The 22,923-nt window shown below is 30.0% G+C and carries 36 protein-coding genes; 2 read left to right on the top strand and 34 right to left on the bottom strand.

The window, feature by feature from the left end; all coding sequences use genetic code 11:
* Positions 1–360 precede the first annotated feature (360 nt).
* Entirely contained in the window at positions 361–780 is a 420-nt protein-coding gene (locus AVBRAN12654_RS04580; RefSeq protein WP_336608775.1) for a c-type cytochrome, read from the bottom strand.
* 41 nt (positions 781–821) lie between these two features.
* Positions 822–1,982, bottom strand: coding sequence for a major outer membrane protein (locus AVBRAN12654_RS04575; RefSeq protein WP_214150622.1), 1,161 nt, complete (start codon positions 1,980–1,982; stop codon positions 822–824).
* Between the two features lie 260 nt (positions 1,983–2,242).
* Here AVBRAN12654_RS04575 and AVBRAN12654_RS04570 point away from each other — a divergent pair, with 260 nt between their 5' ends.
* The gene (locus AVBRAN12654_RS04570; protein ID WP_336614013.1) at positions 2,243–2,902 is read left to right on the top strand and encodes a DNA alkylation repair protein; all 660 of its coding nucleotides are present in this window, start codon (positions 2,243–2,245) and stop codon (positions 2,900–2,902) included.
* Positions 2,903–2,940: 38 nt separating this feature from the next.
* On the opposite strand, the gene AVBRAN12654_RS04565 is transcribed toward AVBRAN12654_RS04570, so the two are convergent.
* The 4 genes from AVBRAN12654_RS04565 to mqnE all read right to left on the bottom strand — a co-directional run bounded on the left by AVBRAN12654_RS04565 (position 2,941) and on the right by mqnE (position 6,383).
* On the bottom strand, positions 2,941–3,306 hold the full coding sequence (locus AVBRAN12654_RS04565; RefSeq protein ID WP_214120236.1) for an HIT family protein: 366 nt from the start codon (positions 3,304–3,306) through the stop codon (positions 2,941–2,943).
* Positions 3,303–3,743, bottom strand: coding sequence for a phosphoribosyltransferase (locus tag AVBRAN12654_RS04560; protein WP_214116028.1), 441 nt, complete (start codon positions 3,741–3,743; stop codon positions 3,303–3,305). The genes AVBRAN12654_RS04565 and AVBRAN12654_RS04560 overlap by 4 nt, the downstream gene beginning before the upstream one ends.
* 11 nt (positions 3,744–3,754) lie before the next feature.
* Positions 3,755–5,104, bottom strand: coding sequence for an NCS2 family permease (locus AVBRAN12654_RS04555; protein WP_214116030.1), 1,350 nt, complete (start codon positions 5,102–5,104; stop codon positions 3,755–3,757).
* A 214-nt stretch (positions 5,105–5,318) separates the two neighbouring features.
* Complete coding sequence (mqnE, locus tag AVBRAN12654_RS04550) at positions 5,319–6,383, bottom strand: aminofutalosine synthase MqnE (protein WP_214116032.1); 1,065 nt, start codon at positions 6,381–6,383, stop codon at positions 5,319–5,321.
* Positions 6,384–6,475: 92 nt separating this feature from the next.
* Between mqnE and glmS the strand changes: the two genes are divergently transcribed.
* Complete coding sequence (gene glmS / locus AVBRAN12654_RS04545) at positions 6,476–8,254, top strand: glutamine--fructose-6-phosphate transaminase (isomerizing) (protein WP_336614012.1); 1,779 nt, start codon at positions 6,476–6,478, stop codon at positions 8,252–8,254.
* A 44-nt stretch (positions 8,255–8,298) separates the two neighbouring features.
* Here the strand turns inward: glmS and AVBRAN12654_RS04540 are convergent, their stop codons facing one another.
* The 28 genes from AVBRAN12654_RS04540 to AVBRAN12654_RS04405 form a co-directional block, all read right to left on the bottom strand.
* A complete protein-coding gene (locus AVBRAN12654_RS04540) occupies positions 8,299–8,679 on the bottom strand; it encodes a hypothetical protein (protein WP_214150164.1) in 381 nt (126 codons plus the stop codon).
* Positions 8,680–8,682: 3 nt separating this feature from the next.
* Entirely contained in the window at positions 8,683–9,444 is a 762-nt protein-coding gene (gene map, locus AVBRAN12654_RS04535; protein ID WP_214120232.1) for a type I methionyl aminopeptidase, read from the bottom strand.
* On the bottom strand, positions 9,431–9,730 hold the full coding sequence (locus AVBRAN12654_RS04530; RefSeq protein ID WP_214120231.1) for a hypothetical protein: 300 nt from the start codon (positions 9,728–9,730) through the stop codon (positions 9,431–9,433). The genes map and AVBRAN12654_RS04530 overlap by 14 nt, the downstream gene beginning before the upstream one ends.
* Entirely contained in the window at positions 9,724–10,326 is a 603-nt protein-coding gene (locus AVBRAN12654_RS04525) for an MBL fold metallo-hydrolase (RefSeq protein WP_214116043.1), read from the bottom strand. The genes AVBRAN12654_RS04530 and AVBRAN12654_RS04525 overlap by 7 nt, the downstream gene beginning before the upstream one ends.
* Positions 10,319–11,038 carry a glutamate racemase gene (locus AVBRAN12654_RS04520; RefSeq protein ID WP_336614011.1) on the bottom strand — a complete coding sequence of 240 codons (720 nt, stop codon included), beginning with the start codon at positions 11,036–11,038 and terminating at the stop codon, positions 10,319–10,321. Before AVBRAN12654_RS04520 ends, AVBRAN12654_RS04525 begins: the two co-directional genes overlap by 8 nt.
* The gene (locus AVBRAN12654_RS04515; protein WP_336614010.1) at positions 11,028–11,627 is read right to left on the bottom strand and encodes an NlpC/P60 family protein; all 600 of its coding nucleotides are present in this window, start codon (positions 11,625–11,627) and stop codon (positions 11,028–11,030) included. The genes AVBRAN12654_RS04520 and AVBRAN12654_RS04515 overlap by 11 nt, the downstream gene beginning before the upstream one ends.
* Positions 11,624–12,886, bottom strand: a complete 1,263-nt coding sequence (gene secY / locus AVBRAN12654_RS04510; protein ID WP_214116056.1) for a preprotein translocase subunit SecY — start codon at positions 12,884–12,886, stop codon at positions 11,624–11,626. The genes AVBRAN12654_RS04515 and secY overlap by 4 nt, the downstream gene beginning before the upstream one ends.
* Positions 12,886–13,287: a 50S ribosomal protein L15 gene (rplO, locus tag AVBRAN12654_RS04505; RefSeq protein WP_214116065.1), complete on the bottom strand. Its 402-nt coding sequence runs from the start codon at positions 13,285–13,287 to the stop codon at positions 12,886–12,888. Before rplO ends, secY begins: the two co-directional genes overlap by 1 nt.
* 3 nt (positions 13,288–13,290) lie before the next feature.
* Positions 13,291–13,734, bottom strand: coding sequence for a 30S ribosomal protein S5 (gene rpsE, locus AVBRAN12654_RS04500; protein ID WP_214116067.1), 444 nt, complete (start codon positions 13,732–13,734; stop codon positions 13,291–13,293).
* 9 nt (positions 13,735–13,743) lie between these two features.
* On the bottom strand, positions 13,744–14,100 hold the full coding sequence (rplR, locus tag AVBRAN12654_RS04495) for a 50S ribosomal protein L18 (RefSeq protein WP_214116069.1): 357 nt from the start codon (positions 14,098–14,100) through the stop codon (positions 13,744–13,746).
* Positions 14,101–14,110: 10 nt separating this feature from the next.
* Entirely contained in the window at positions 14,111–14,647 is a 537-nt protein-coding gene (rplF, locus tag AVBRAN12654_RS04490; protein WP_336614009.1) for a 50S ribosomal protein L6, read from the bottom strand.
* Between the two features lie 62 nt (positions 14,648–14,709).
* The gene (gene rpsH, locus AVBRAN12654_RS04485) at positions 14,710–15,105 is read right to left on the bottom strand and encodes a 30S ribosomal protein S8 (protein ID WP_214116073.1); all 396 of its coding nucleotides are present in this window, start codon (positions 15,103–15,105) and stop codon (positions 14,710–14,712) included.
* Between the two features lie 9 nt (positions 15,106–15,114).
* Positions 15,115–15,300, bottom strand: a complete 186-nt coding sequence (locus tag AVBRAN12654_RS04480; RefSeq protein ID WP_172234194.1) for a type Z 30S ribosomal protein S14 — start codon at positions 15,298–15,300, stop codon at positions 15,115–15,117.
* 1 nt (position 15,301) lies between these two features.
* Complete coding sequence (rplE, locus tag AVBRAN12654_RS04475) at positions 15,302–15,847, bottom strand: 50S ribosomal protein L5 (protein ID WP_214116075.1); 546 nt, start codon at positions 15,845–15,847, stop codon at positions 15,302–15,304.
* A gap of 1 nt (position 15,848) precedes the next feature.
* Positions 15,849–16,082: a 50S ribosomal protein L24 gene (rplX, locus tag AVBRAN12654_RS04470; protein ID WP_214116077.1), complete on the bottom strand. Its 234-nt coding sequence runs from the start codon at positions 16,080–16,082 to the stop codon at positions 15,849–15,851.
* A complete protein-coding gene (gene rplN / locus AVBRAN12654_RS04465) occupies positions 16,082–16,450 on the bottom strand; it encodes a 50S ribosomal protein L14 (RefSeq protein WP_214116086.1) in 369 nt (122 codons plus the stop codon). The genes rplX and rplN overlap by 1 nt, the downstream gene beginning before the upstream one ends.
* Positions 16,450–16,701, bottom strand: a complete 252-nt coding sequence (rpsQ, locus tag AVBRAN12654_RS04460; RefSeq protein ID WP_214116088.1) for a 30S ribosomal protein S17 — start codon at positions 16,699–16,701, stop codon at positions 16,450–16,452. The genes rplN and rpsQ overlap by 1 nt, the downstream gene beginning before the upstream one ends.
* Before the next feature lie 10 nt (positions 16,702–16,711).
* Positions 16,712–16,897, bottom strand: coding sequence for a 50S ribosomal protein L29 (gene rpmC / locus AVBRAN12654_RS04455; RefSeq protein ID WP_214116089.1), 186 nt, complete (start codon positions 16,895–16,897; stop codon positions 16,712–16,714).
* Entirely contained in the window at positions 16,884–17,309 is a 426-nt protein-coding gene (rplP, locus tag AVBRAN12654_RS04450) for a 50S ribosomal protein L16 (protein WP_214116091.1), read from the bottom strand. Before rplP ends, rpmC begins: the two co-directional genes overlap by 14 nt.
* Positions 17,310–17,311: 2 nt before the next feature.
* Entirely contained in the window at positions 17,312–18,010 is a 699-nt protein-coding gene (rpsC, locus tag AVBRAN12654_RS04445) for a 30S ribosomal protein S3 (RefSeq protein ID WP_214116093.1), read from the bottom strand.
* Between the two features lies 1 nt (position 18,011).
* Positions 18,012–18,350: a 50S ribosomal protein L22 gene (rplV, locus tag AVBRAN12654_RS04440; RefSeq protein ID WP_214116095.1), complete on the bottom strand. Its 339-nt coding sequence runs from the start codon at positions 18,348–18,350 to the stop codon at positions 18,012–18,014.
* A 10-nt stretch (positions 18,351–18,360) separates the two neighbouring features.
* Positions 18,361–18,642, bottom strand: a complete 282-nt coding sequence (rpsS, locus tag AVBRAN12654_RS04435; RefSeq protein ID WP_214116097.1) for a 30S ribosomal protein S19 — start codon at positions 18,640–18,642, stop codon at positions 18,361–18,363.
* Position 18,643: 1 nt separating this feature from the next.
* Positions 18,644–19,474, bottom strand: a complete 831-nt coding sequence (rplB, locus tag AVBRAN12654_RS04430) for a 50S ribosomal protein L2 (protein WP_214116098.1) — start codon at positions 19,472–19,474, stop codon at positions 18,644–18,646.
* Position 19,475: 1 nt separating this feature from the next.
* Positions 19,476–19,757, bottom strand: a complete 282-nt coding sequence (locus AVBRAN12654_RS04425; protein WP_214116101.1) for a 50S ribosomal protein L23 — start codon at positions 19,755–19,757, stop codon at positions 19,476–19,478.
* A 1-nt stretch (position 19,758) separates the two neighbouring features.
* Complete coding sequence (rplD, locus tag AVBRAN12654_RS04420) at positions 19,759–20,370, bottom strand: 50S ribosomal protein L4 (protein WP_214116103.1); 612 nt, start codon at positions 20,368–20,370, stop codon at positions 19,759–19,761.
* The gene (rplC, locus tag AVBRAN12654_RS04415; RefSeq protein ID WP_214116105.1) at positions 20,367–20,942 is read right to left on the bottom strand and encodes a 50S ribosomal protein L3; all 576 of its coding nucleotides are present in this window, start codon (positions 20,940–20,942) and stop codon (positions 20,367–20,369) included. The genes rplD and rplC overlap by 4 nt, the downstream gene beginning before the upstream one ends.
* Before the next feature lie 9 nt (positions 20,943–20,951).
* On the bottom strand, positions 20,952–21,263 hold the full coding sequence (gene rpsJ, locus AVBRAN12654_RS04410; RefSeq protein WP_214116107.1) for a 30S ribosomal protein S10: 312 nt from the start codon (positions 21,261–21,263) through the stop codon (positions 20,952–20,954).
* Positions 21,264–21,762: 499 nt separating this feature from the next.
* On the bottom strand, positions 21,763–22,539 hold the full coding sequence (locus AVBRAN12654_RS04405; protein WP_336614008.1) for an RsiV family protein: 777 nt from the start codon (positions 22,537–22,539) through the stop codon (positions 21,763–21,765).
* Between the last annotated feature and the right edge of the window lie 384 nt (positions 22,540–22,923).

Here is a 22,923-nt window from a genome sequence, read left to right as displayed (position 1 = left end):
TTTTTTTAAAAAAATTAAAAAAAATGAAAATTATTTGGAAAAGTAGGGAAAGTTGGGAGAATTTAAAAAATACAATTTAAAAACATTAAAAACTAAAATTAGTGAAGATAGTTTGTAGTTGTGGTGGTTATGTGGTGAGAGTTAAGTTTGAGAAGTTTGAAATTTAGTAAGCAAATAAATAATAATTTTGAATAATATAAAAAACATTATTTGAATTATTTGTATAAAATATTTTAGATGAGTTAATTTTACATGTTTAGCATAACTTAATGGCATTATATATTTTATAAGATTATTAAGTTATATAGCTAAATTATAATAAAATATCTAAGTTTTAAAATAGGAATTTATATTTAGATTTTATTCCAAATATAAATTATCTTTAGTTTTTTTAGCAGGTTCAATATTTTTTGAATTAGGTAATTCTAAATTATCTTTGCCCTTTATATAAGCTATAATATTATCAATATCCTTATTTGACAATTTATTTGCATATCTTTGCATAACAAATCTTGTTTTGCCTCCAAAATCTTTATCGTTTTTGTAAGATTTTAACATTGATTTTAAAGTAGATGCTGAATAAGTGTTTAAGGATTTAAATGTAGTGCTTGATTTATCTCCTAAATCTCCATGACAAGAATTGCATTTATGAATATTTATAAAAAGTTCTTTACCTAAATTAATATCTAAATTATCACTAAAAGTATAATTTAATAAATCATCTGTAGTAACTGCACTTATAGAATTTGTAATACATAAAAATAATAAAATTTTTTTCATTCTAAGTCTTTAAAAAGCTAGGCTTAAAGCCTAGCAATTAATTAAAATGTATATTTAGCTTGGAATCTGATTAGTTTATCAGTTGTTTTTTCATCAGCTTGTTTTGTTGTTCCATGAGCATAGAATGCTGAGAAGTTTAGTTTGTCGCTATATTTATAAGATAGTTGTGGTTTAACTTCAAATAATTTTTCTTTTTCAGCACCTTCAACTTTATTTGTTCCGCTAATAATATCAACACCAAATCTTACATCTTCAAATGTATAGCCAATTGTTCCGAATACGAAATCTTTTTTACCAAAACCACCTTGGTAGTCTTTCATTACGATTTCGCCGTAGTTGATTAATTGACCTTCATCTTCTACAGTATTAAGAGTTAATTTATCTTTTTTACCATAACCAGCATAACCTACATTGAAGTCTAAGCCAAATGCGTCAAAGCCAGCTTCTGCTGCATAGAAGTTACCATTAGCTGCTACTTCACCTTTTCTATCTTTTTTAAGACTATTGCCTGCGTATTGAGCATGTACATTATATGCAAAGTCATCTTTGTCACCTAGAGCAACATTGAAATCTACTGCATAGAATGTGCCATAGCTAGCCATATTTGAAACCCATAGTTGAGCTGCTACTGGGTCAAAATTAGCAATAGCTGCTATACCATAAAGATTTTTTGATGTAACTATATCATTATCACCAATTAAAACTGGGCTTAAATCTCCGTCATTGTTATAGTTATCAAATGCATAAGCTGCTAAAGTTACATTTTCAATGCTGTTATTTACTATTTTTAATCCTGTTCCTAGTAAATCATCAGTCCAAATTGAACCGATTTCCATTCTACCGAACATAAATGAAGTATCGTAATTTGTATAAGTTAAATAAGCATCTCTTACAAAAAATGTATTTTTATCTTGTAAATAAGCTCTATCACCATAAGAGCCGTCAGTATTTGAATATTGGAATAATGCTGTAGCTTTAAAATTGTCAGCTATATCAGCACCGAATTTTAATTGAGCTTTATATTTGTGTCCGCTAAGATTTGTCTTTAGAACATCTGATTTAGTGCTTTCTGTTTCATATCTATATCTTAACATTCCTGATAGGTCTACATTTTGAATAGCTTCATCTAAAGCAACTGCGTTCGCGAATGAGAACGAACCTGCAGCAACAACTGCTGCTAAACTTAATTTAACTAATTTCATTTTTTCTCCTTTTTTTGTAAAAATGTAAGGGAATAGTAGCATAAATTTTGAAAATTAAGCTTAAAGTTATATAAATTTTTAAAAAAATGTAATTTGAATTATTCTTAAAAAAGGAAAACCCCTTGATTTCTCAAGGGGTTTAAGTCTCTCAAGGAGTAAAAAACTAGTCTAAGTTGCGGTGATTTTAAAGAAGCTAGGTTAATACTTAGTAAAAGTATTTATAGTAAGATTATTTTTTTAAACAAAACGAAAGAGCTATAATGAAAATTAAAGAATATTTACAAAAACATATAGATAAAATATATAAAAGTTATTGCAAAAAATCAGTATTTACTAACTATAAAATAATAGGAGTTAGAAACAATAAGCTTAAAAGGTATGCAAAAACTATAATTAAAAAGTATGATTTAAATGATTATTTATTAAATACTAATTTTAAAAGTTTTGATGAAATGCAACTTTACATACACGTATTAAATGAGTTAGATGATTATGATTTAGTAGTTAAGAATTTAAAAATAATATTAAAAATCATAGATAACTGGTGTAGTTGCGATACTATAAGACCTAAGTGTTTTGATAATAATCTTGATAAGGTAGAGCAAATCATATACGAATGGATTAAGTCTAATACAATATATGAAATAAGATTTGGAATTTTATGTTTTATAAGATATTTTAGCAGTGATACCACAAAATTAGAAAAAATATTTAGTATAAAAAGTCAAGAATATTATGTAAATATGGCTAGAGCTTGGTATTTTACCGAACTTTTAAGTAATAATTTTGATGAAACTTTTAATTTTTTAAAAATTAAAAAATTAGATAATGAAACTTTATCAATGATGTTTCAAAAGATAAGTTATAGTGCAAAAATATCAGCAGAGAATAAGATTTTATTAAAAGATTTAAGAAAGTAATATGTTTTAAATAAGTAAAAATTAAATATGATTTCTACTTATTTAAAATTCTTTAACTTAGCTACTAAAATATCACAAAATTCATCAAAACTAGCTCTATAATCTTTTAAATCCCCTAATTGCTTACCCCACATACATTCAGGATAAAATCCATCATCACTAAATCTAGCCATTATATGCCAATGGGCTTTAGGCAAGTAGTTAGCAAATGAAGCGTGATTAATCTTAGTTGGCTTATAAAAATTAATCATTTCTTTTTCTATAAGCATAGCAATTTTAAAAATTTTTAGGCTTGTTTCTTCATCATTACTAAGTTCTTTGTATTCGTCTTTTGCATGGATTTCTAGCCACGGGATAGAACTCTCGTGGCGTTTAATATAGCAAAAACTATTTTCATAAATCATACTTCAAAATCCCAAAAGAAACTAATCCATTCTTTAGCTTCTTTTACACAAAATTCAGGTTTTATAATAGCGCTTGGCTTATAAAAAATAACAGCAAGTTTAACTTCTAAATGTGGGTAAATTTCTAAGATTTTTTTACGAATTGCATCAAGACTTTCACCACTATCTACGATATCATCAATGATTAAAACTTTTTTAGCTTTACTTAAATCAGGAATATTAGTAATTTCAATAGTATCTAATTTTTTTTGCCCGTCATAATGAATGCTATTTAATACAAAAGCATTTCTGCTTTTAAGCGCAGTTGATAATGCGTGAGTAAGTGTAAGACCACCACGAGCAACACCTACAAAAGCGTCTGGATTGAACTCATCTTGAATGCGTTTTGCAAACGGCTCAAAGTCATTTTTAAATTCATCGTAAGTATATTTATACATAGTTTTACCTTTTAATTAAATTTCATAAATTGTAGCAAGAACACTGCCATACAAATAATAGAGATAACGATTATACCACTACTTAGCTTATTAAATTCTTTTCTTAATAATCTAACTAATACATAAGAAATAAATCCAAAAGCAATACCTGTAGTAATTGAGTAAGTAAATGGCATCATAATTACTGTAAAAAACGTAGCAACACTATTTGCAGGATCTTTAAAATCAATATTGCTAACTTCCATAAACATTAAAATTCCAACCATTATCAAGATAGGATAAATAGCATTAACAGGAATTGCTTGGAAAAATGGTAAAAAGAATATGCAAAGACAAAACATTCCCGCTAAAAATATATTGCTAAGTCCTGTTCTAGCACCACTTTCTATACCAGCACTACTTTCTACAAATGCAGTTGCAGTTGATGTACCAATAACTGCTCCGATACAAGTTCCTGCTGCGTCTGCTATCATAGTTTTACCTAATTTTTTATCTCCACTATCATCAAGAGTTCCGTCTGATTTTGTTTTATTTTTAAATATTCCGCCCCTAATTCCAGCACCAGTAATCGTGCCTATACTATCAAATAATTGAGTTACAAAAAGTGTCATTACTGCAGGTAATACCGATAAACTTAAAGCACTCATAATATCAAGTTTTGCAAAAATACTCATAAGCCCATCTTTTTCACTAAAATTTGGAATTGCCACAAATTCACTTGGTAATTTTGCTCCACCTATTCCAAAAGTCCAAGCGATAATACTACCTATTAAAACCGCTAAAATAAAACCTGCTTTAATCTTCCAAGCCCAAAAACAAACAATTAAAAATAATACAAATAAACAAAATAACACATTCGGGTCTGCAAAATTACCTATTTTTAAAAGAGTTACAGGATCAGCCGTAACAATATGAGCCTGATTCATCCCCATAAACGCTAGAAAGCACCCAATACCAGCACTTATAGCACGGCGAAAATCTTCAGGAATACTTTTTAAAATAAAAATACGAAAATTTGTAAAAGAAAGAACTAAAAATATAAAACCACTTATAAAAACAGCACCTAAAGCAGTTTCAACAGGAATTCCTTGACCTTTGCACATTGAAAATGTAAAAAATACATTAAGTCCCATACCTGTACTCATTGCTATTGGAGAATTTGCAAAAAGTCCTGTAAATGCAGTTGCTATTATAGTTACTAAAGCAGTTGCTAGCATTAAAGCTTCTACACTAAGCCCTGTATTGCTTACTATAAAAGCATTAGTTGGAATAATATAAAGCATTGATAAAAATGTTGCTAAAGCACCATTAAACTCATTTTTAACACTTGTATTGTTTTCTTTTAACTTAAAAAAGTCCATTTTTTTCCCTTATAAAAAAATATTTAGCGTAAAGCACCTAAGATTAAACACAATAAGATTAAAAATTCTAGCTCATAGCAGTATCCTTTTGTTTGTAGTAAGAAATTATTAGATTAAATTGTTTGAAAGTATATTTTTTGCAATCATATATTAATTGCATAATGAGTTTGAATGATGTTTTTAAAATGGAGCTAAAAACATATAAAGAATTCAATCAATATTCCTTAATCTCATTGTATAAACTATCTCTTTCTATTGGAATTAAATTTGATGTTTTGATATTGTCTATGAAGTCTTGTAGCGTAATGCCATTCGCACTTTTTGCACCACCTGCACTTTGGATATTTTCTTTTTCTATTGTTCCATCAAGGTCATTTGCTCCGTATTCTTGAGCCACCATTGCTAGGTTTAATCCTAAAGTCGCCCAATAAGCTTTAATATGAGAAATATTGTCTAAAACAAGCCTTGCTATTGCAATAGTTTTTAGAATTTCTATACTTCCAAGCGGTTTTAAATCCTTTAAAAACGAATTGTCTTTTTGCCATACTAACGGAATAAAAGCATTAAATCCTTTGCTAATATCTTGTTGTTTTCTTAGTCTTAGCATATGGTCAATTCTGTTCTCACGACTTTCAATGTGTCCAAAAAGCATAGTTGCATTACTTTGTTTTCCTTTTTGATGCCATAGCCCATGAATCTTAAGCCAATTATCAGAACTAACTTTGCTAGCACAAAGCTCATTTCTAACTTTTTCATCAAAAATTTCAGCACCGCCACCCGGCATAGAATCAACTCCATATTCAAGCATTTTGTCAATTACTGCAGAATAATCTCCATCAAAAAAACTCTTTGCAATAAAATTAATTTCAGCAGCTGTCATTGCTTTAATATGTAAATGTGGGTATTTATCTTTAATTTTTCTAAAAATCTCAAAATACCATTCCCAACCACCTTTTTTATTGTGAGCTGAAACAATGTGTATTTCTTTTGTCCCACGAGTAACGGTATCATCAACTATTTTTAAGATTTCTTCGTGTGTTAGATGATATGGATTTGGATTGTGCCTATGAGCTGAAAATGCACAAAAAGCACAAGTATCAACGCACATATTTGTAGGATTTATGTGACGATTACAATTAAAATAAACTTTTTTTCCGTGAAGTTTTAATCTCTTTTTATTAGCGTAAAATCCTAAGACTTGCAAATCTAAATCGTATAACTTATAACAATCTTCTTCGCTTAATCTTTTACCTTCGTCTAACGCTTCTAAAATATCCATTTACCATCCTTAAAAAAGAAAAGTGATTATATTTATCTTTGTTTAACAACTTACTATAAATTAGCGTAATTTTTATTATTAAAGGATTAAAAATGTGCGGAATTGTTGGGTATTTAGGACAATTAGAAAAAAAAGAAATTATATTAAAAGGATTAAAAGAGCTTGAATATCGTGGATATGATAGTGCAGGTATGGCTGTGTTAGAAAATAATGAATTAAGCTTTTTTAAAAAGGCGGGAAAATTAGAGAACCTAGCAAATTTTATGAAAAATTTAAACTTTAATGATGAAGGTGTAGCAATAGGTCATACTCGTTGGGCAACTCACGGAAAACCTGATGATACAAATTCTCATCCACATTACGGCGAATATTCTTGCGTAATACATAATGGAATTATAGAAAATTATAAAGAAATAAAAGAAGAACTAAAAACCACACATTTTAATTCGCAAACAGATACAGAAGTTGTTGTTCATTTGTTTGAAAAATATGCAAATACTTTAAGCCCTGAAAAAGCTTTTAGTGAAGTTATTAAAAAAATTGATGGAGCTTATGCAATATTATTAATCACAAAAAAAGCTCCGAATACTATATTTTTTGCTAAGAAAAACGCACCACTAATAATAGGAAAAGGCTCAAATAATAGTGAGTTTTATATGGCATCTTGTGATGCTCCGTTGGTTGGTATTTGCAAACAAGTTGCTTATTTAAACGATGGAGATTTTGGCTTTTTAGATAAAAATGGAATTCATTTATTAAATGGCGTTGTTGAGTTTAAAGAATTAAATTGCGATAAAGAAAGTGCTTTAAAAGATGGATTTGATACTTTTATGGAAAAAGAAATCTACGAGCAAAGCCAAATCGTTCAAAATATATTAATAGGAAGAATTATTAATGATAAAGTATGTTTTGATGAGCTAAAGAATTTAAATCAAGACTTTAGTAAAATCATAATTTGCGCTTGTGGCACTAGCTATCACGCAGCATTAGCATCTAGCTATATTTATGAAAGAAGTGCTAATATTGAATGCCGTGTAGAAATAGCAAGTGAGTTTAGATATAAAAATGGCTTTTTAGATAAAAATGCTTTATTCGTTTGTATATCTCAAAGCGGCGAGACAGCTGATACTCTTGAAGCTTTAAAAATAGCAAAAAATGCTGGGCTTAAAACTTTAGCATTATGCAATGTTGATAATTCAAGCATAGCAAGAGAAGCTGATTATTGTATTTTAATTCGTGCAGGGATTGAAAAAAGCGTAGCAAGCACTAAAGCATTTTGTGCTCAAATGCTAAATCTATGGCTACTAGCATTGTATTTAAATAAAAATCCTAATTTAGATATTAAAAAAGAATTACTTGCTATTAAGGATTTATCTAATGTATTAAAAGTAAATAAAAATACTCACGATAAATTAAAACGCTTAAGCAAGCGATACTTACACGGACACGGATTTTTCTTTATAGGTAGAGATTTATTTTATCCACTTGCACTTGAAGCAGCATTAAAATTAAAAGAAATAAGCTATATGCACGCAGAAGGCTACGCAGCAGGAGAGATGAAACATGGTCCTATTGCACTTGCTGATAGCGAATTATTTACAATAGCATTTATGCCAAAAAATATTTTATATGATAAAACTCGCTCAAATGTCTTAGAATTAAGTGCAAGAGATGCAAATATTTTAGCAATTTCTCCTATTGAGTTTAGCGAAGCTGATGATTTTATAAAAACAAGCGAACAAGAACATTATCTAAGCGAGTTTTTTGAAATGATGGTAATTATGCAATTATTTGCACTAGAAATTACAAATCGTGTTGGTGCAAATGTAGATATGCCAAGAAATCTAGCAAAAAGCGTAACGGTTGAATAAAGAATTTAAATTAGGATAATTTCCTAATTTAAATTCCATAATTTTTATTCATTTATGGCATTTAAGTGTTGCTCTATTTCATCAAGGCTATTTGTATGGAAATTTCTTAATTTTATATTTGAATAAAATAAGCCATTGGTTTTGATTTTTAAAATTCTCTTCTTTCTTTTATAGCTTTTAATATCGCTTAGTTTTATGTATTTTGTAAAAAATATAAATCTAACTCCAATTTTATCTTTATACAAAATCACTTTAATTATAGGCATATCATAAATATAAATCACAAGCAAAATTGAGAAAAATATGCTTAAATAAACAAAGCCTGCTTTAAAAGCTCCTTGTGTTATTGCAATAATCAAATAAATAAATACAAAATACAAAACACTGCTAAAATCTAATTTAGATTTAATTATTTTCGCATCCATAAATTACTCATTAATTGATAAAATCTCAGCTCTTCCATTTACAATAGCTACGCAGTGTTCATAATGAGCAGTATTTAACCCATCTGCTGAAGCAGTTTCCCACATACCTTTTAGATTTTTAGGTCTTCCATCTTTTTGACAAATCATAGGCTCTATACAAAATACCATTCCATTTTTAATCTTTGGACCATTTTTAATACTATCATTTGGGTGTAGATAGTTTGGTATTTCAGGCTCTGCGTGTGGTTTTCTACCAATGCCGTGTCCGCAAAACCCTTCTAGTGGAACAAAACCACGAGAGCGAATAAAGTCTTCTAAAATCTTGCTAAGCTCTTTAAATCTCATACCATCTTTAATATGACTTATTGCATTTAGCAAACAATCCTTGCTACAAGCAATTAATTCTTCATCTTTTTTAGAGATTTTGCCAACACCATAAGTCCTAGCAGCGTCTCCATAATATCCATCTATGAAAGTTCCAACATCGCAACTTACAATATCGCCTTCTTTTAAAACTCTATCATCAGGAATTCCATGAATGCAAGTTTCATTAAGACTAACACAAATTGCACCTGGAAAACCATAAAGCCCTTTAAAAGCTGGTTTTGCACCAAGACTTAAGATATAATCTTCTGCAGCTTTATCTAATTCTTTTAAAGAAATTCCTGGTTTTATTAAAGTTTCAAGATAATCTAGCGTTTTTGCAACCATTTTATTAGCTACTCTTAATTTTTCTATTTCTGCTGGTTTTTTAATTTCTATCATATTCATCCTTTCTTACTTTATACCCCAAAAATACAAGCACTAGGGCTATTATAAATTGAGAGATATTATCTTTATTAAAACCCACATAGTCTAACATTGAAGCATTAATTATAATTATACCAATGGCTGAATAAAGAAATATTTTAGTTAAAAGCCCAGTATTAGCCATTCTTGTGCAAGGACATTTCCTACTAAGTCTTTCTATTTTTTCATTTTTTGGTGATGCTTTTTGAAAAAACCAAGCCATCAAACCAAAAAATACTAAAATTAATTCTATTATTAACATTGCTTAATGTATCTTATCCAAGAATCAAAATGTGGTTTTTCTAAACTAACTTTTGTTTGATTTCCATGACCTGGTAGTAAATAAAAATCATCTTTTAAATTCTTTGCTTTTTCAAGACTATTTACCATATCATCAGCATTTGAGAACTCAAAATCCCATCTGCCTATACTTCTTTCAAATAAAAAATCCCCACTAAAATAAACATCATCAAATTCAATCATAGAACAACCTGGAGTATGACCTGCAAAATGATGAAAAGTAAATTTTAAACCATTAAACACTAATTCTTCTTTGTCTTCAACAGCTATTGCTATATCATCGCTTGGCAAAAAACCATAAAAAGGATTTTTTAACATAAATATATCATCTTTTGGGGTGTATAAAGGAGCATTAAATTCTTGTGCTACTAATTTATTGTCCCATATATGGTCGTGGTGTCCGTGAGTGTTTAAAATTGCTAGAACTTTGCTTGAGTTTTCTTTAATAAAACTTAAAGCACCTTTGCCTGGGTCTATTACAATATCTCCTAATTCGTGCTTTACAATATAACAATTTGTAGCGTAATCTCCACAAGGTCTTACTAAAATCTCATACATTTTTAATCCTTTCATAAAAATCTTTTAATATCTTAGTATCTTTACTAGCTCTAAAATCAATTATAATTTCTGATTTAAAATCTTTATTAAAAAATTCATCTTGCATAGTTTGTGCTAAAATTTTTGCTGGGTCAATCAATGTGGCTTTAGGAAAATAAGTTTTAAATTCTTGCTCTAAAAATGGATAATGAGTACAAGCATAAAGAATGTAATCATAATTATTTTTATTAAAATAATTTGCAAAATCTTCACTCGCTTTAGAATAATCCATACTCTCAACAATAGGAACAAAAGAAATAGGACTTATAAAGTCAGCTTTTATATTATATTTTTTACAAGCGTTTTGATAAAGCCCTGAACTAAGAGTTGCTTTTGTAGCTACTACTAAAGAATTTTGATTATTAGCAATTTGACTAAGCCCTAAAATACCATAATCACTTATAGGAAGAACTTTAATAGCTACATTTAGCTCGCTTAAAATTGAGCTGACCGTGTTACAAGCTAAAATAATCAAATCTACATTTAAACTTGTTAAATAATCAATTGCATTCTGACCGATTTTTAAAATTTCTTCTTTGCTTTTAGTTCCAAATGGGACATTTTTATTATCAGCATAATAAATTATTTCTTTTGCTACACGGCTTTTTGCTAATAATTTTAAAGTTCCAAGCCCGCCTACACCACTATCAAAAATTGCTATTTTATTTAGCATTTACATACCTTCTTGCATCTAAATATCTAGTATTCCAATATCTTACATTAAGGCTTTGAATTCTTGTTCCACCTTTTGAAGATAAATGTATAAAATTGTTATTTTCAAGATAAATTCCAACATGTAAGCCAAAAGGTCCATCTGTTCTAAAGAACACTAAATCTCCTGCTTTAAGCTTAGATTTTGAAACTTTTTTACCACCTAATCTTTGCTCTTTTGTGCTTCTACTTAGATTAAATCCATATACTTGTTTATAAATCTCTTGAGTAAAAAAAGAACAATCCGCACCTTTATTTTTATTAGTGCCGCCAAGTCTATAAGGAGTATATCTCCACTCACTTGAAGAATTTAAAATACGCTCTACAATTTTATTTGTTTGTTGTACTTTTTCTATATCCAATTTAGTATCAAAAATAGCATTAGGAGTAAACATTTGTGCTGGATAATTAGAATAAACATCATCAATTAACACTACACCATTGATTTTATTTTGATAGTTTTCATAGTTATTGTTGGCTATATTTTGCGAACAAGCCACAAAAAATATAGCCAAAATAATCGGCAAAAATATTTGCCTATTTATAATCATAAGCCTACTGCACTTAAGGTTTGATATTTATTCACATACATTTGAGCTTCAATTTTTCTCATTGTATCAAGTGCTACCTGAACAACAATTAAAACTGATGTTCCACCAAAATAAAATGGAACTCCCATAAATTTAGCTAAAAGCCAAGGAAGCGTAGCGATAATTGCTAAATATATTGAGCCACTTAATGTCAAGCGACTTGCAATTTCATTTAAATATAAAGCTGTTCCTTCTCCTGGACGAATACCTGGAATAAAACCACCTTGTTTTTTTAGGTTTTCTGAAATATCTTTTGCATTAAATGCAATTGATGCGTAAAAATATGCAAAAAAGATTACAAAAAAGAATGTAAAAATATGAAATACATAACCATTTGGATTGAAAATATCATTAATTTTCATAATGTATTCATTTGTACTTGATTGTAAAACAGTAGCAGGAAATGTCAAAATTGCACTAGCAAAAATTGGAGGAATTACACCACTTAAATTTAATTTAATAGGAATATAATTCATAATTCTTTTATTTTGATTTTGCATTAAAACTTTTCTACTATAAGAAATTGGAATTCTTCTTTCTCCCAATTCTACATAAATAATAGCACCAATAGCTGCAATAATAACTAAGGCAATACCAATTACTACTAAGAAATTTAATTCACCAGTATTTACAAGGTTAATTGTGCTAGAAATCGCACTAGGAATTCCCGAAACGATACCAGCAAAAATAATTAATGAAATACCATTGCCAATACCTCTTTGAGTAATTTGCTCGCCTAACCACATAAGCAACATAGTTCCAGCTAACATACTAGCAGCGCTTAAAGCTATAAATGTATTAAAATCAATCATAATAGCAGCTTCACCTGTTCTTGAGTGTAAGCTTTGAAGCCCTACTGAAACTCCAACACTTTGAATTAAAGTAATTACAATAGTTGCTACACGAATAATTTGCATATATTTAACCATTCCATCGCGTTCTTTTTTCATACGACCGATATTTGGAAATGTTGCTGCAAGTAATTCCATAATAATTGATGAAGTAATATAAGGCATTATACCTAAAGATATGATTGATAAACGCTCAGCAGCTTTTCCACTAAACATATTAAACATACCTAAAGCATTATTTGTGTTTGATTCAAAAAATTCTTTAATTACATCTACATTTACGCCAGGAACTGGCACGTAAGCCAGTATCCTGTAAGCAAATAAAAGCGCCAATGTTATAAAAATTTTATTGGCAAGATTTTTATTCATTATTTACTTCCGCTAGTTTTAATGTTTTCGTCTTTGATTTTTGCTACTAATGAACTAGCACTTGCGCCAATTAATTTTATTTTCTTAACGCTTGAAGAAAATTTATGAACACTTTTTAAGCTTTCAAAAGTAATTTCTTTTAATTCTTTAATAGCTGTAACTTTTTCAACATTAATTACATAAGGTTTTTCAAACTTAGAAGTAAAACCAACTTTAGGTAATCTTCTTTGAAGTGGTTGCTGACCACCTTCAAAACCTCTTTTTTCATTATAACCTTTTCTAGCTGTTTGACCCTTACCACCTTTTGTAGCAGTTTTTCCCCAGCCAGAACCTTGACCACGGCCTATTCTTTTTGTTTTATGAGTAGAGCCTGCTGCTTTTTGTAAATTTTCAAGTCCCATTTTTTATCCTTTCAACATACTTAAAGCTTTGATTGTAGCTCTTACAACGTTGCCTGGATTTGATGAACCAAGTGATTTTGTAAGAATATCTTTAATACCTGCAAGTTCAATAATTGGACGGCTTGAACCACCTGCGATAACTCCAGTACCTTCGCTAGCAGGTTTTAATAAAATACGGCTTGCATTGTATTTTACTTCAATATCGTGTGGGATTGTTTGGCCACGAAGTTTAACTGAAATGATATTTTTGAACGCATCATCTACTGCTTTTTTAATAGCATCAGGAACTTCTTTAGCTTTACCATAACCAACACCTACAAGGCCATTTTTATTACCTACAATTACAAGTGCTGTAAATCTAAAGCGGCGACCACCTTTAACAACCTTTGTAACTCTACCGATATCAACAATTACTTCTTCAAATTCTTCTCTATTATATTTTTCCATAATTTATCCTTATAGTTTGATACCGTTTTCTCTTAAAGCATCAGCAAAAGCTGCTACAACACCATGGTATAAATAACCATTTCTATCAAAAACTGCTTCTTCAATTTTTGCTGCTTTTAAGCTTTTTGCAAATTCAGCTGCTAATTTCTTAGCACCTTCAATATTTGCTTTAATGCCTAATTTTTTACCATTTACGCTAGCTATTGTGTGAGCTTTTACATCATCAATTGCTTGAACATAAAGCGTTCTATTTGATTTAAAAATAGATACTCTTGGTAAAGTTGCACAACCGCTAATTTTTGCACGAATTCTCTTTTTTCTCTTAATTCTAAGAGATAATTTTCTTTTTAAGATATTTGCTCTCATTATTTATCCCTTACTTCTTAGATGTTTTACCAGCTTTGCGAATAATACGCTCATCTGAATACTTAATACCTTTACCTTTATATGGCTCAGGTGGTCTAAATTCACGAATTTTAGCTGCAACTTGACCTACTACTTGCTTATCAGCACCTGTAATTACGATAGTATTTTTCTCAACTGCTATTTCAATGCCTTCTGGAGCATCAAAAATTACTGGATGTGAGTAACCTAAAGCCATTTCTAAAGTTTTACCTTTCATTGCAGCTTTATATCCAACACCATTTATTTCTAATACTTTTTTAAATCCTTGAGTAAGACCTATTATTATATTATTAGCTAAAGCTCTGTAAGTTCCCCAATAAGCTCTTGAACTTCTATCATCACTTTTTGGAGTGAATACTACTTGATTGTCTTTAACTTCTACATTTACATGGCCTTTAAAATCAAGTTCTTTTTTTACATTTCCTTTAGTAAAACTAAGAACATTACCATCTACTTTAGCTGAAATTCCAGCTGGAATTTCAATTGGTTGTTTTCCTATTCTTGACATATTTTTCCTTTTTATTTGTCTAGGGAAAGCTTAAGCTTTCCGAATGCCATAAAAAGCATTAATTACCAAATAGTGCAAAGTACTTCGCCACCGATGCCTTCTTTATAAGCAACTTCATTGCTAATAACACCTTTGCTTGTACTTACAACTATTGTTCCATAACCGTTTTTAAATCTTTTGATTTCATCTTTACCACGGTAAACTCTACGACCAGGTTTGCTAACACGCTTTATTTCATTAATAACGCTTTTGCCTTTTTCATCATATTTTAAAACTACATTGATGAATTTCTTTTTATCTTCTTCAACAACGCTATAATCTTCAATATAACCTTTCGCTTTAAAAATATCAACAATAGATTCTACAACTTTTGAATGTAGTAATTTTGTTGTATCTAATTTACGAAGTGCTGCATTTCTAATACGAGTTAGTGAATCTGAAATTAAATCGTTAATCATAACTTCTCCTTACCAGCTAGCTTTCTTAAGACCAGGAATTAATCCTTCATTAGCCATTTTTCTTAGGCACACACGGCAAATTCCAAAATCTCTATATACTGAGTGTGGACGACCACAAATTTGGCATCTTGTATAAGCTCTAACTTTAAACTTAGCTGGACGAGCAGCTTTTGCTATCATTGATTTTTTTGCCATATTACTTTCCTTTTGTGAAAGGCACACCGAATAATTCTAATAATCTTAATGCCTCTTTATCGCTATTTGCTGTTGTTACAACATTTATATTCATACCATGGGTTCTTAAAATTTGGTCATATACAACTTCAGGGAACATTAATTGTTCATTTAAACCGAAGCTATAATTTCCACGACCATCAAAACCATCTCTACTTAGGCCTCTAAAGTCTTTAACTCTTGGTAATGCAATAGAAATTAACTTATCTAAAAACGCATACATATTGTCTTTTCTTAAAGTTACCATTACACCAACAGGGAAACCATCTCTTACTTTAAAACCAGCAACTGATTTTTTAGCTTTAGTTACAACTGCTTTTTGTCCTGAAATTAAACTAATTGTATCAACAATACTTTGTAATACTTTTTGATCTTTAGTAAATTCAGCACCTAAACCAACGCTAATTACAATTTTTTCAATAGCAGGAATTAACATAGGATTTTTAATATCAAATTCTTTAGCAATAGCAGGCTTAATGCTATTAACATATTTTTCTTTTAATCTCATATTATGCCTCCACCTTTGCTACATTTGAAATATCCATAGGCATTTCCTTATTTACAAAACCACCTTGTGGATTTTGCTCGCTTGGTTTAACTGCTTTCTTAGCAATTTTGCAACCTTCAACGATTACTTGATTTTTCTTAGGAAAAACTGCCTTTACAACACCTGTTTTACCTTTATCATCACCTGCGATAATTTTTACATTATCACCTTTTTTAATTTTAAATTTAACAGCCATTATAAAACCTCCGGAGCTAGTGAAACAATTTTCATAAAGCCACCATATCTTACTTCTCTACCAACTGGCCCGAAAATACGAGTTCCAACTGGCTCTCTTTTAGCATCTAAAATAACTGCTGCATTTTCATCAAAACGAATTAATGAGCCATTTTCTCTTTGAACTTCTTTTTTAGTTCTTACGATTACAGCTTTAACTACTTGACCTTTTTTAATTTTACCATTTGGTAAAGCTTTTTTAACAGATGCAACTATAACATCACCTACAGTAGCATATCTTCTCTTGCTACCACCTAATACTTTTATACACATAATTTCTTTTGCGCCGCTATTATCAGCAACTACAAGCCTTGTAAAACTTTGAATCATTACTCAACTCCTGCTGCTAAGATTGTTTTAAGACGAAAAGATTTGCGTTTTGACAATGGTCTGCATTCAATTGCCACAACTGTATCGCCAACATTAGCAGTATTTTTTTCATCATGAACTAAATATTTTTTAAAGCGTTTTACAATCTTTCTATATCTTGGGTGAACAACTTTACGCTCAACTAGAACGCTAACTGTTTTATCACCTGATTTTGCAACGATTACGCCTTGTATTTCTCTTTTAAAACTCATAATTAGCCCCTTATTTCATAGCTGATATTGCAGTATTGATTTTAGCAATATCTTTTCTTACTACGCGAAGCTCATTTGTATTTGTAAGCTGCATCGTTTTAAGCTTTTGTTTTAGTGTAAATAAAAGCACCTTTTTCTCTTTTAACATAGCATTTAATTCTTCTGCTGTTTTATCTTTTAGCTCAGTATATTTCATTTTCACTCTCTCTTGTAACGAACTTAGTTTTAAATGGTAATTTACTCATAGCAAGTGCAAGAGCTTCTCTAGCCATATCTTCACTAACGCCTGTCATTTCAAAAAGAATTCTGCCTGGTTGAATATTCATTACCCATTCTTCAACACTACCTTTACCTTTACCCATCCTTGTTTCAAGTGGTTTTTTAGTTAAAGGTTTATCTGGGAATACTCTTATCCATGATTTACCTTGTCTTTTAACATGACGAGTTAGAGCAATACGAGCTGCTTCAATTTGGCGTGAATTAACTCTACCACCCTCAGTAGCTTTTAAAGCATAATCACCTAGAGCAAGTTTTGTGCCACGGCAAGCATAGCCACGATTGCGGCCTTTCATCATTTTTCTAAATTTTGTTCTTTTTGGCATCAACATAATTATTTACCTCTTCTGGTTCTTCTTGTCTTCTTTGCTGCTGGCTCTTCAGTTTTATCAGCTTGAACACCTTTATGTAATACCTCACCTTTGAATATCCATACTTTAATACCTATGTTTCCATAAGTTGTATGAGCTTCAGCAAAACCATAATCAATTTTTGCTCTTAAAGTATGTAAAGGCACACGACCTTCAAGATACCACTCTGTTCTAGCCATTTCAGCACCACCTAAACGACCTGCAACGCTAACTTTAATACCTTTTGCTCCTGCTTTTTGTGCATTTTGAATAACTTTTTTCATAGCACGGCGGAAAGCAACACGCTTTTCAAGTTGAGTTGCAACACTTTCTGCTGCTAATTGAGCTGATGCATTAGCACGACGCTCTTCTTTAATATTAAGATTTACTTCTTTATTGATAATTTTTTGTAGTTTTGTTTTAATTACTTCAACATCACTACCTTTTTTACCAATGATAATTCCAGGACGAGCTGCAACTACAGTAACTCTTAATTTCTTAGCAGTTCTTTCTATTATTATTTGACTAACGCCTGCATAGTATAGCTCTTTTTTAAGAAAAGCACGGATTTTATAATCTTCGCCTATGCTTTGTGCTAAACTAGCTTTAGCTGGAAACCATCTTGATTCCCAATTTCTATTAATTCCTAGTCTAAGACCGATCGGATTTACTTTTTGTCCCATTTTAGCTTTCCTTACTTTCAGTTTTTGCTCTGCTTACTTCAACCATAATATGAGCAGTTGGTTTTCTAATGCGACTTGCACTACCTCTTGCTCTTGGTCTAATTCTTTTTAGAACTGCACCTGCATCAACACGGCATGAACTTACTACAACTTCACTTGGCTCATATCCACCATTTGCAACAGCACTTGAAATTGCATTAGAAATGTATTTTGCTGCTTTATTTGGCATAAATTTTAAACTAGCCATTGCTAATTCAGCATTCATTCCTTGAACTTCTCTTGCTAACAATCTTGCCTTAGTTGGTGATAGTCTTATGAATTTAATTAATGCTTTACTCATCTACTACCCCTTATTTTCCAATTTTCTTCTGCACAGAACCTTTGTGGCCTTTAAATGTGCGAGTTGGTGCAAATTCACCTAATTTATAACCTATGTGATTTTCAGTTACATATACTGGAATAAAGCTTTTACCATTATGAACGTTAAAAGTAAGACCGATCATATCAGGAGTTATAGTGCTTCTTCTTGACCAAGTTTTAATTGGTTTATTATCGTTAGCTTTTTTTGCTGCGATAACTTTTTTCATAACATGAGAATCAACAAAAGGACCTTTTTTTAATGATCTAGCCATCTTATTTTCCTTTTCTTCTTGATATTATTAGCTTATCGCTAGCCTTTTTACGGCGAGTCTTAGCACCTTTAGTTGGTTTACCCCAAGGTGTAACTGGGTGACGACCTGAGTTCTTTTTACCCTCACCACCACCATGTGGGTGATCTACTGGGTTCATTGCACTACCACGAGTTTGTGGGCGAATACCTCTATGTCTATTGCGTCCTGCTTTACCGATTGTAACGTTAGCCCAATCTTCATTACCAACTTCACCAATACTAGCCATACATTCAGCTAATACTCTTCTCATTTCACCTGATTGTAAGCGAACGATTACATATTTTTCTTCTTTACCCATTAATTGAGCAAAAGAACCTGCTGAACGAATCATTTGTCCACCTTTACCTGGTTTTAACTCAAGGTTATGGATAATTGTACCTACAGGAATTGATTTTAATTTCATAGCATTTCCTGGTTTAATATCTAAACCTTCAGCAGCTGAACAAACAATGTCATTTACTGCTAAACCACGAGGTTGGATAATATATCTTTTTTCACCATCTTTATAAGCAATTAATGCAATACGGCAATTTCTGTATGGGTCATACTCAATAGCTTCTACACGACCTTCAATTCCAAATTTATTTCTTTTGAAATCGATGATACGATATAGTTTTTTAGCACCTGCTTCTTTATGGCGACTTGTTATTCTTCCGTTGTTATTTCTACCTGCTGCAGCTGGAAGTTTTACAAGTAATGAGCGAACACTAGCTTTTGCTGTAATATCATCGCTACTTACACCTGTAATATATCTTCTGCTTGGGGTATATGGTTTATAAGTTTTAATAGCCATCTTAGCCTTCCTTATTCTCTAAACTAGCACCCTCAGGTAGCTTTACATAAAACTTTTTAAAGTCACTTCTTTGGCCTTCAATTCCTCTAAATCTTTTAACTTTTCCATCCATTCTTAATGAATTTATTTTTAAAGGAACGATACCAAAATATTCTCTTAACACTTGCTTTAGACCATTTTTTGTCATTTTAGGGCTAGCTTGAATAACTACTACGCCACTTTCTTGAAGGCCTAAAGTTTTTTCTGTATAAACTATATTTTTTATATCTGTGATATCAGCCATCTTAGCCCTCTTTCGTAATTGATGCTAAAGCATCTTTTTCAATAATAACTGAGTTAAATATACTTAATAAATAAGCATTTACTTCAGTAATATCAACAACATAACAATTTGCAAGATTTCTAAATGCTAATAATGTTTTTTCATCTAATAATGATTTAACTATTAAAGCATCTTTAACACCTATTTTATTAATCATAGCTCTTGCATCTTTTGTTTTACCACTTTCAATAACTATATTATCTACTGCAAATATTGCGTTTGCATTTGCTTTATCAGCTAAAGCTCTTTCAAATGCTAATCTCTTTTGCTTTTTATTTACTTTTTGAAAATAGTTTCTATTATTTGTTGGACCAAATGCAACTGCACCACCTACCCATACGTTAGTTCTAGTTGAACCTGCACGAGCACCACCACGACCTTTTTGTCTCCATGGTTTTTTACCACCACCGCTAACATCACTTCTACCTTTAGTATGAGCTGTATTTGCTCTCATGCTAGCTTGATATGATTTTACATATAAATAAAGGTTATGAGGATTTACTTCAGCGTATCTTGCTGGTAAATCAAGCTCGCTAGCTTTTTCAAATTTATCGTTTAATACGCATACTTTCATTTTACAATCCTTACTTTACCCATTGCACCATTATAACCTGCAACGCTACCTTTTAATACTAAAACACCATTTTCAGCGTCAAATGAAACAACTTCATTTTTAACAGTAACTAATTCATTACCAAAATGACCCGCCATTTTGCGTCCTTTTTGAACACGACCTGGCCACTCGCGGTTACCTATAGAACCTGAGCGTCTGTGAAAACGGCTACCATGACTTGCTGGACCACCTGCAAATCCGTGTCTTTTAATAACACCTGCAAAACCTCTACCTTTTGAATTAAAGCTTACTTTTAAAACTTTTGCTTCAGCTAAAGGTGTAGTGTCAATGTCACCTGCTTCTTTATTTGCTACTTCTAAACTAGCAAATTTGTTAAACTCTGCACTTAGGCTGTATTTTTTTTGCTGACCTGCTATGCACTTGTTTTGATGTTTACCTTGTGCGTAAGCAACGATAGCTTTACCATCTTTAAGTTCGCAAACTTTTGTTTTTACTAACTTAAGTAATGTTACAGGAGTGCTAGATGTGTTAATTGTTCTACTCATTCCGATTTTTTCAACAATATATTCCATACTCTATCCTTACTTGCCCATTGCACGAACTTCAACATTAACTTCTGGTGCCAAATCAAGCTTTGTTAAGCTATCAACGGTGTCAGTAGTAGCAGCCAAAATATCAATCATACGAGCGTGAATTCTCATTTCAAATTGTTCTCTTGAATCTTTATTGATGTGCGGAGATCTTAAAACGGTATAACGCTTTATTTTTGTAGGCATTGGCACTGGACCTCTAATTTCAGCACCAGTTCTCTTAACGGCTTCAACAATTGCCGCAACTGTACGATCTAGAACCCTATGGTCATAAGCTTTTAACTTTAACCTAATTCTTTCCATAATTTTTCCTTTTAAAAGAACTCGTTGGCATTTAAGCCAACCCATTAAAGAACATGTGATAAGTATCACAAAAACTAAAATAGGTTCGCAAGTGTATTTAATATAAGTTTATTTGTCAAGAAAAAATAAATTTTTTCATATTTTTTGTCTTTTTTAAAAAGATAAAAATAAAAATTATGAACTATAAAATACTAAATTTATTTTAAAATATACTAATATAAATTTTTACTCATTATGATAAGATATATAGAAAAATATATGTAAAAAAGTAAAAATTAGAAAATTATTAATAATACTCAGTATGAAACAAAATCACTAATAAAATTAATAATCAATAAAATAGTATTTTGTATAAAATCTATTTGTTGATATAAGCAAAAAGTATTAAATCTCAAAAAATTAATAAAAATTTTATAAAACTCGCTCATAATTAATATTGTTGAATAATAATTTTTTCCGAATTTTATTTTAAATTCGGAAAAAATTAAATCATAAATTTTTACAATACTTTATTATCTTTTAATAATTTTTTAAATTCTTCTTTTAAAAATGGTTCTATTTCTTTATATGTTAAACGAACTTTTATATATCCACTAGCGTATGAAAATAATTCATAAGGACTATATGAAAATACTATTCCTAAATTATCAAAATAAAAATTATTTAATTCTAAAGGACTAAAAAATTTATTATCTTTTTCTGGATGTTTAGTTGTATTTTGAAAATCTCTTATTTTTTTAGTGATTTTTTCTTTTAACTTATCTGTATCTTTAAAAGCTTCGTTTGATGAAATAATTTTACCTGTTTTATCTAAAATTGCATATTTTTTAAAATGTAAAGGATGGGCACCTTTATTGTCTTCTACTAAACTAAAACTTATACTCGTTAAATCATTCTTAGCAAATATTACATCTTCTAGTATTTCTAAAGTTCCAAAATGAGTTAAGCTTTGAGCAAAAAATTCATTTAAATTAAGCTCTTCTTTATTATTTCCAGATAAATATCTAATCTTAAAATTACCATCGCTTGTACTGATACTAATACTATCATATTTAACCCCAATTGATTTTGAAGCCTCATAATCTATATTATTTATTATCGTATCGTTACACGCAAAACATACATTATCTTGAATTATACTCATACCACTAACAAAATCAACTTTATCTTTATGGTCGTTAATTGTAAAATATGCGGTTTTATCTTTATCTATCATTAAAAACCCAGCAGAATTTAAACTAAGTGCCAAAATACTTGAAATTAATACTTTTTTCATTTTATACTCCTTAAATAAAAATAGTATTTTATCCTAAGTTAATAACACTTAAAAATTTTAATTAATTTTGTTTCACGTGGAACAAAATATTTTAGTCTAAATAAAATTAATAATATTTATTGAATTATTTATTTAATAACATATAATTGGTTCAATAGGTATATTTAATTTTCAATCAAAAATTTTATTAGCACAAAATAAGCTTGTTATTTTATTTCTATAAATAAAAATTTGTCTTCTAATTGGATAAAGTATTAGAACAATGTTCTTTTGTGGCATTTACTATTTTTTGTATCTTATTTAATTTTTTTACAAATTCTTCTTTATGCGTTATTTTAGTTTTACAAGTTATTGTAAAACTAAATATTTTGTAATCTAATTAAT

Source organism: Campylobacter sp. RM12654 (genome assembly GCF_020137585.1).
Taxonomy (GTDB): Bacteria; Campylobacterota; Campylobacteria; order Campylobacterales; family Campylobacteraceae; genus Campylobacter_E.
This window is presented reverse-complemented; position numbering and strand designations above follow the sequence as displayed.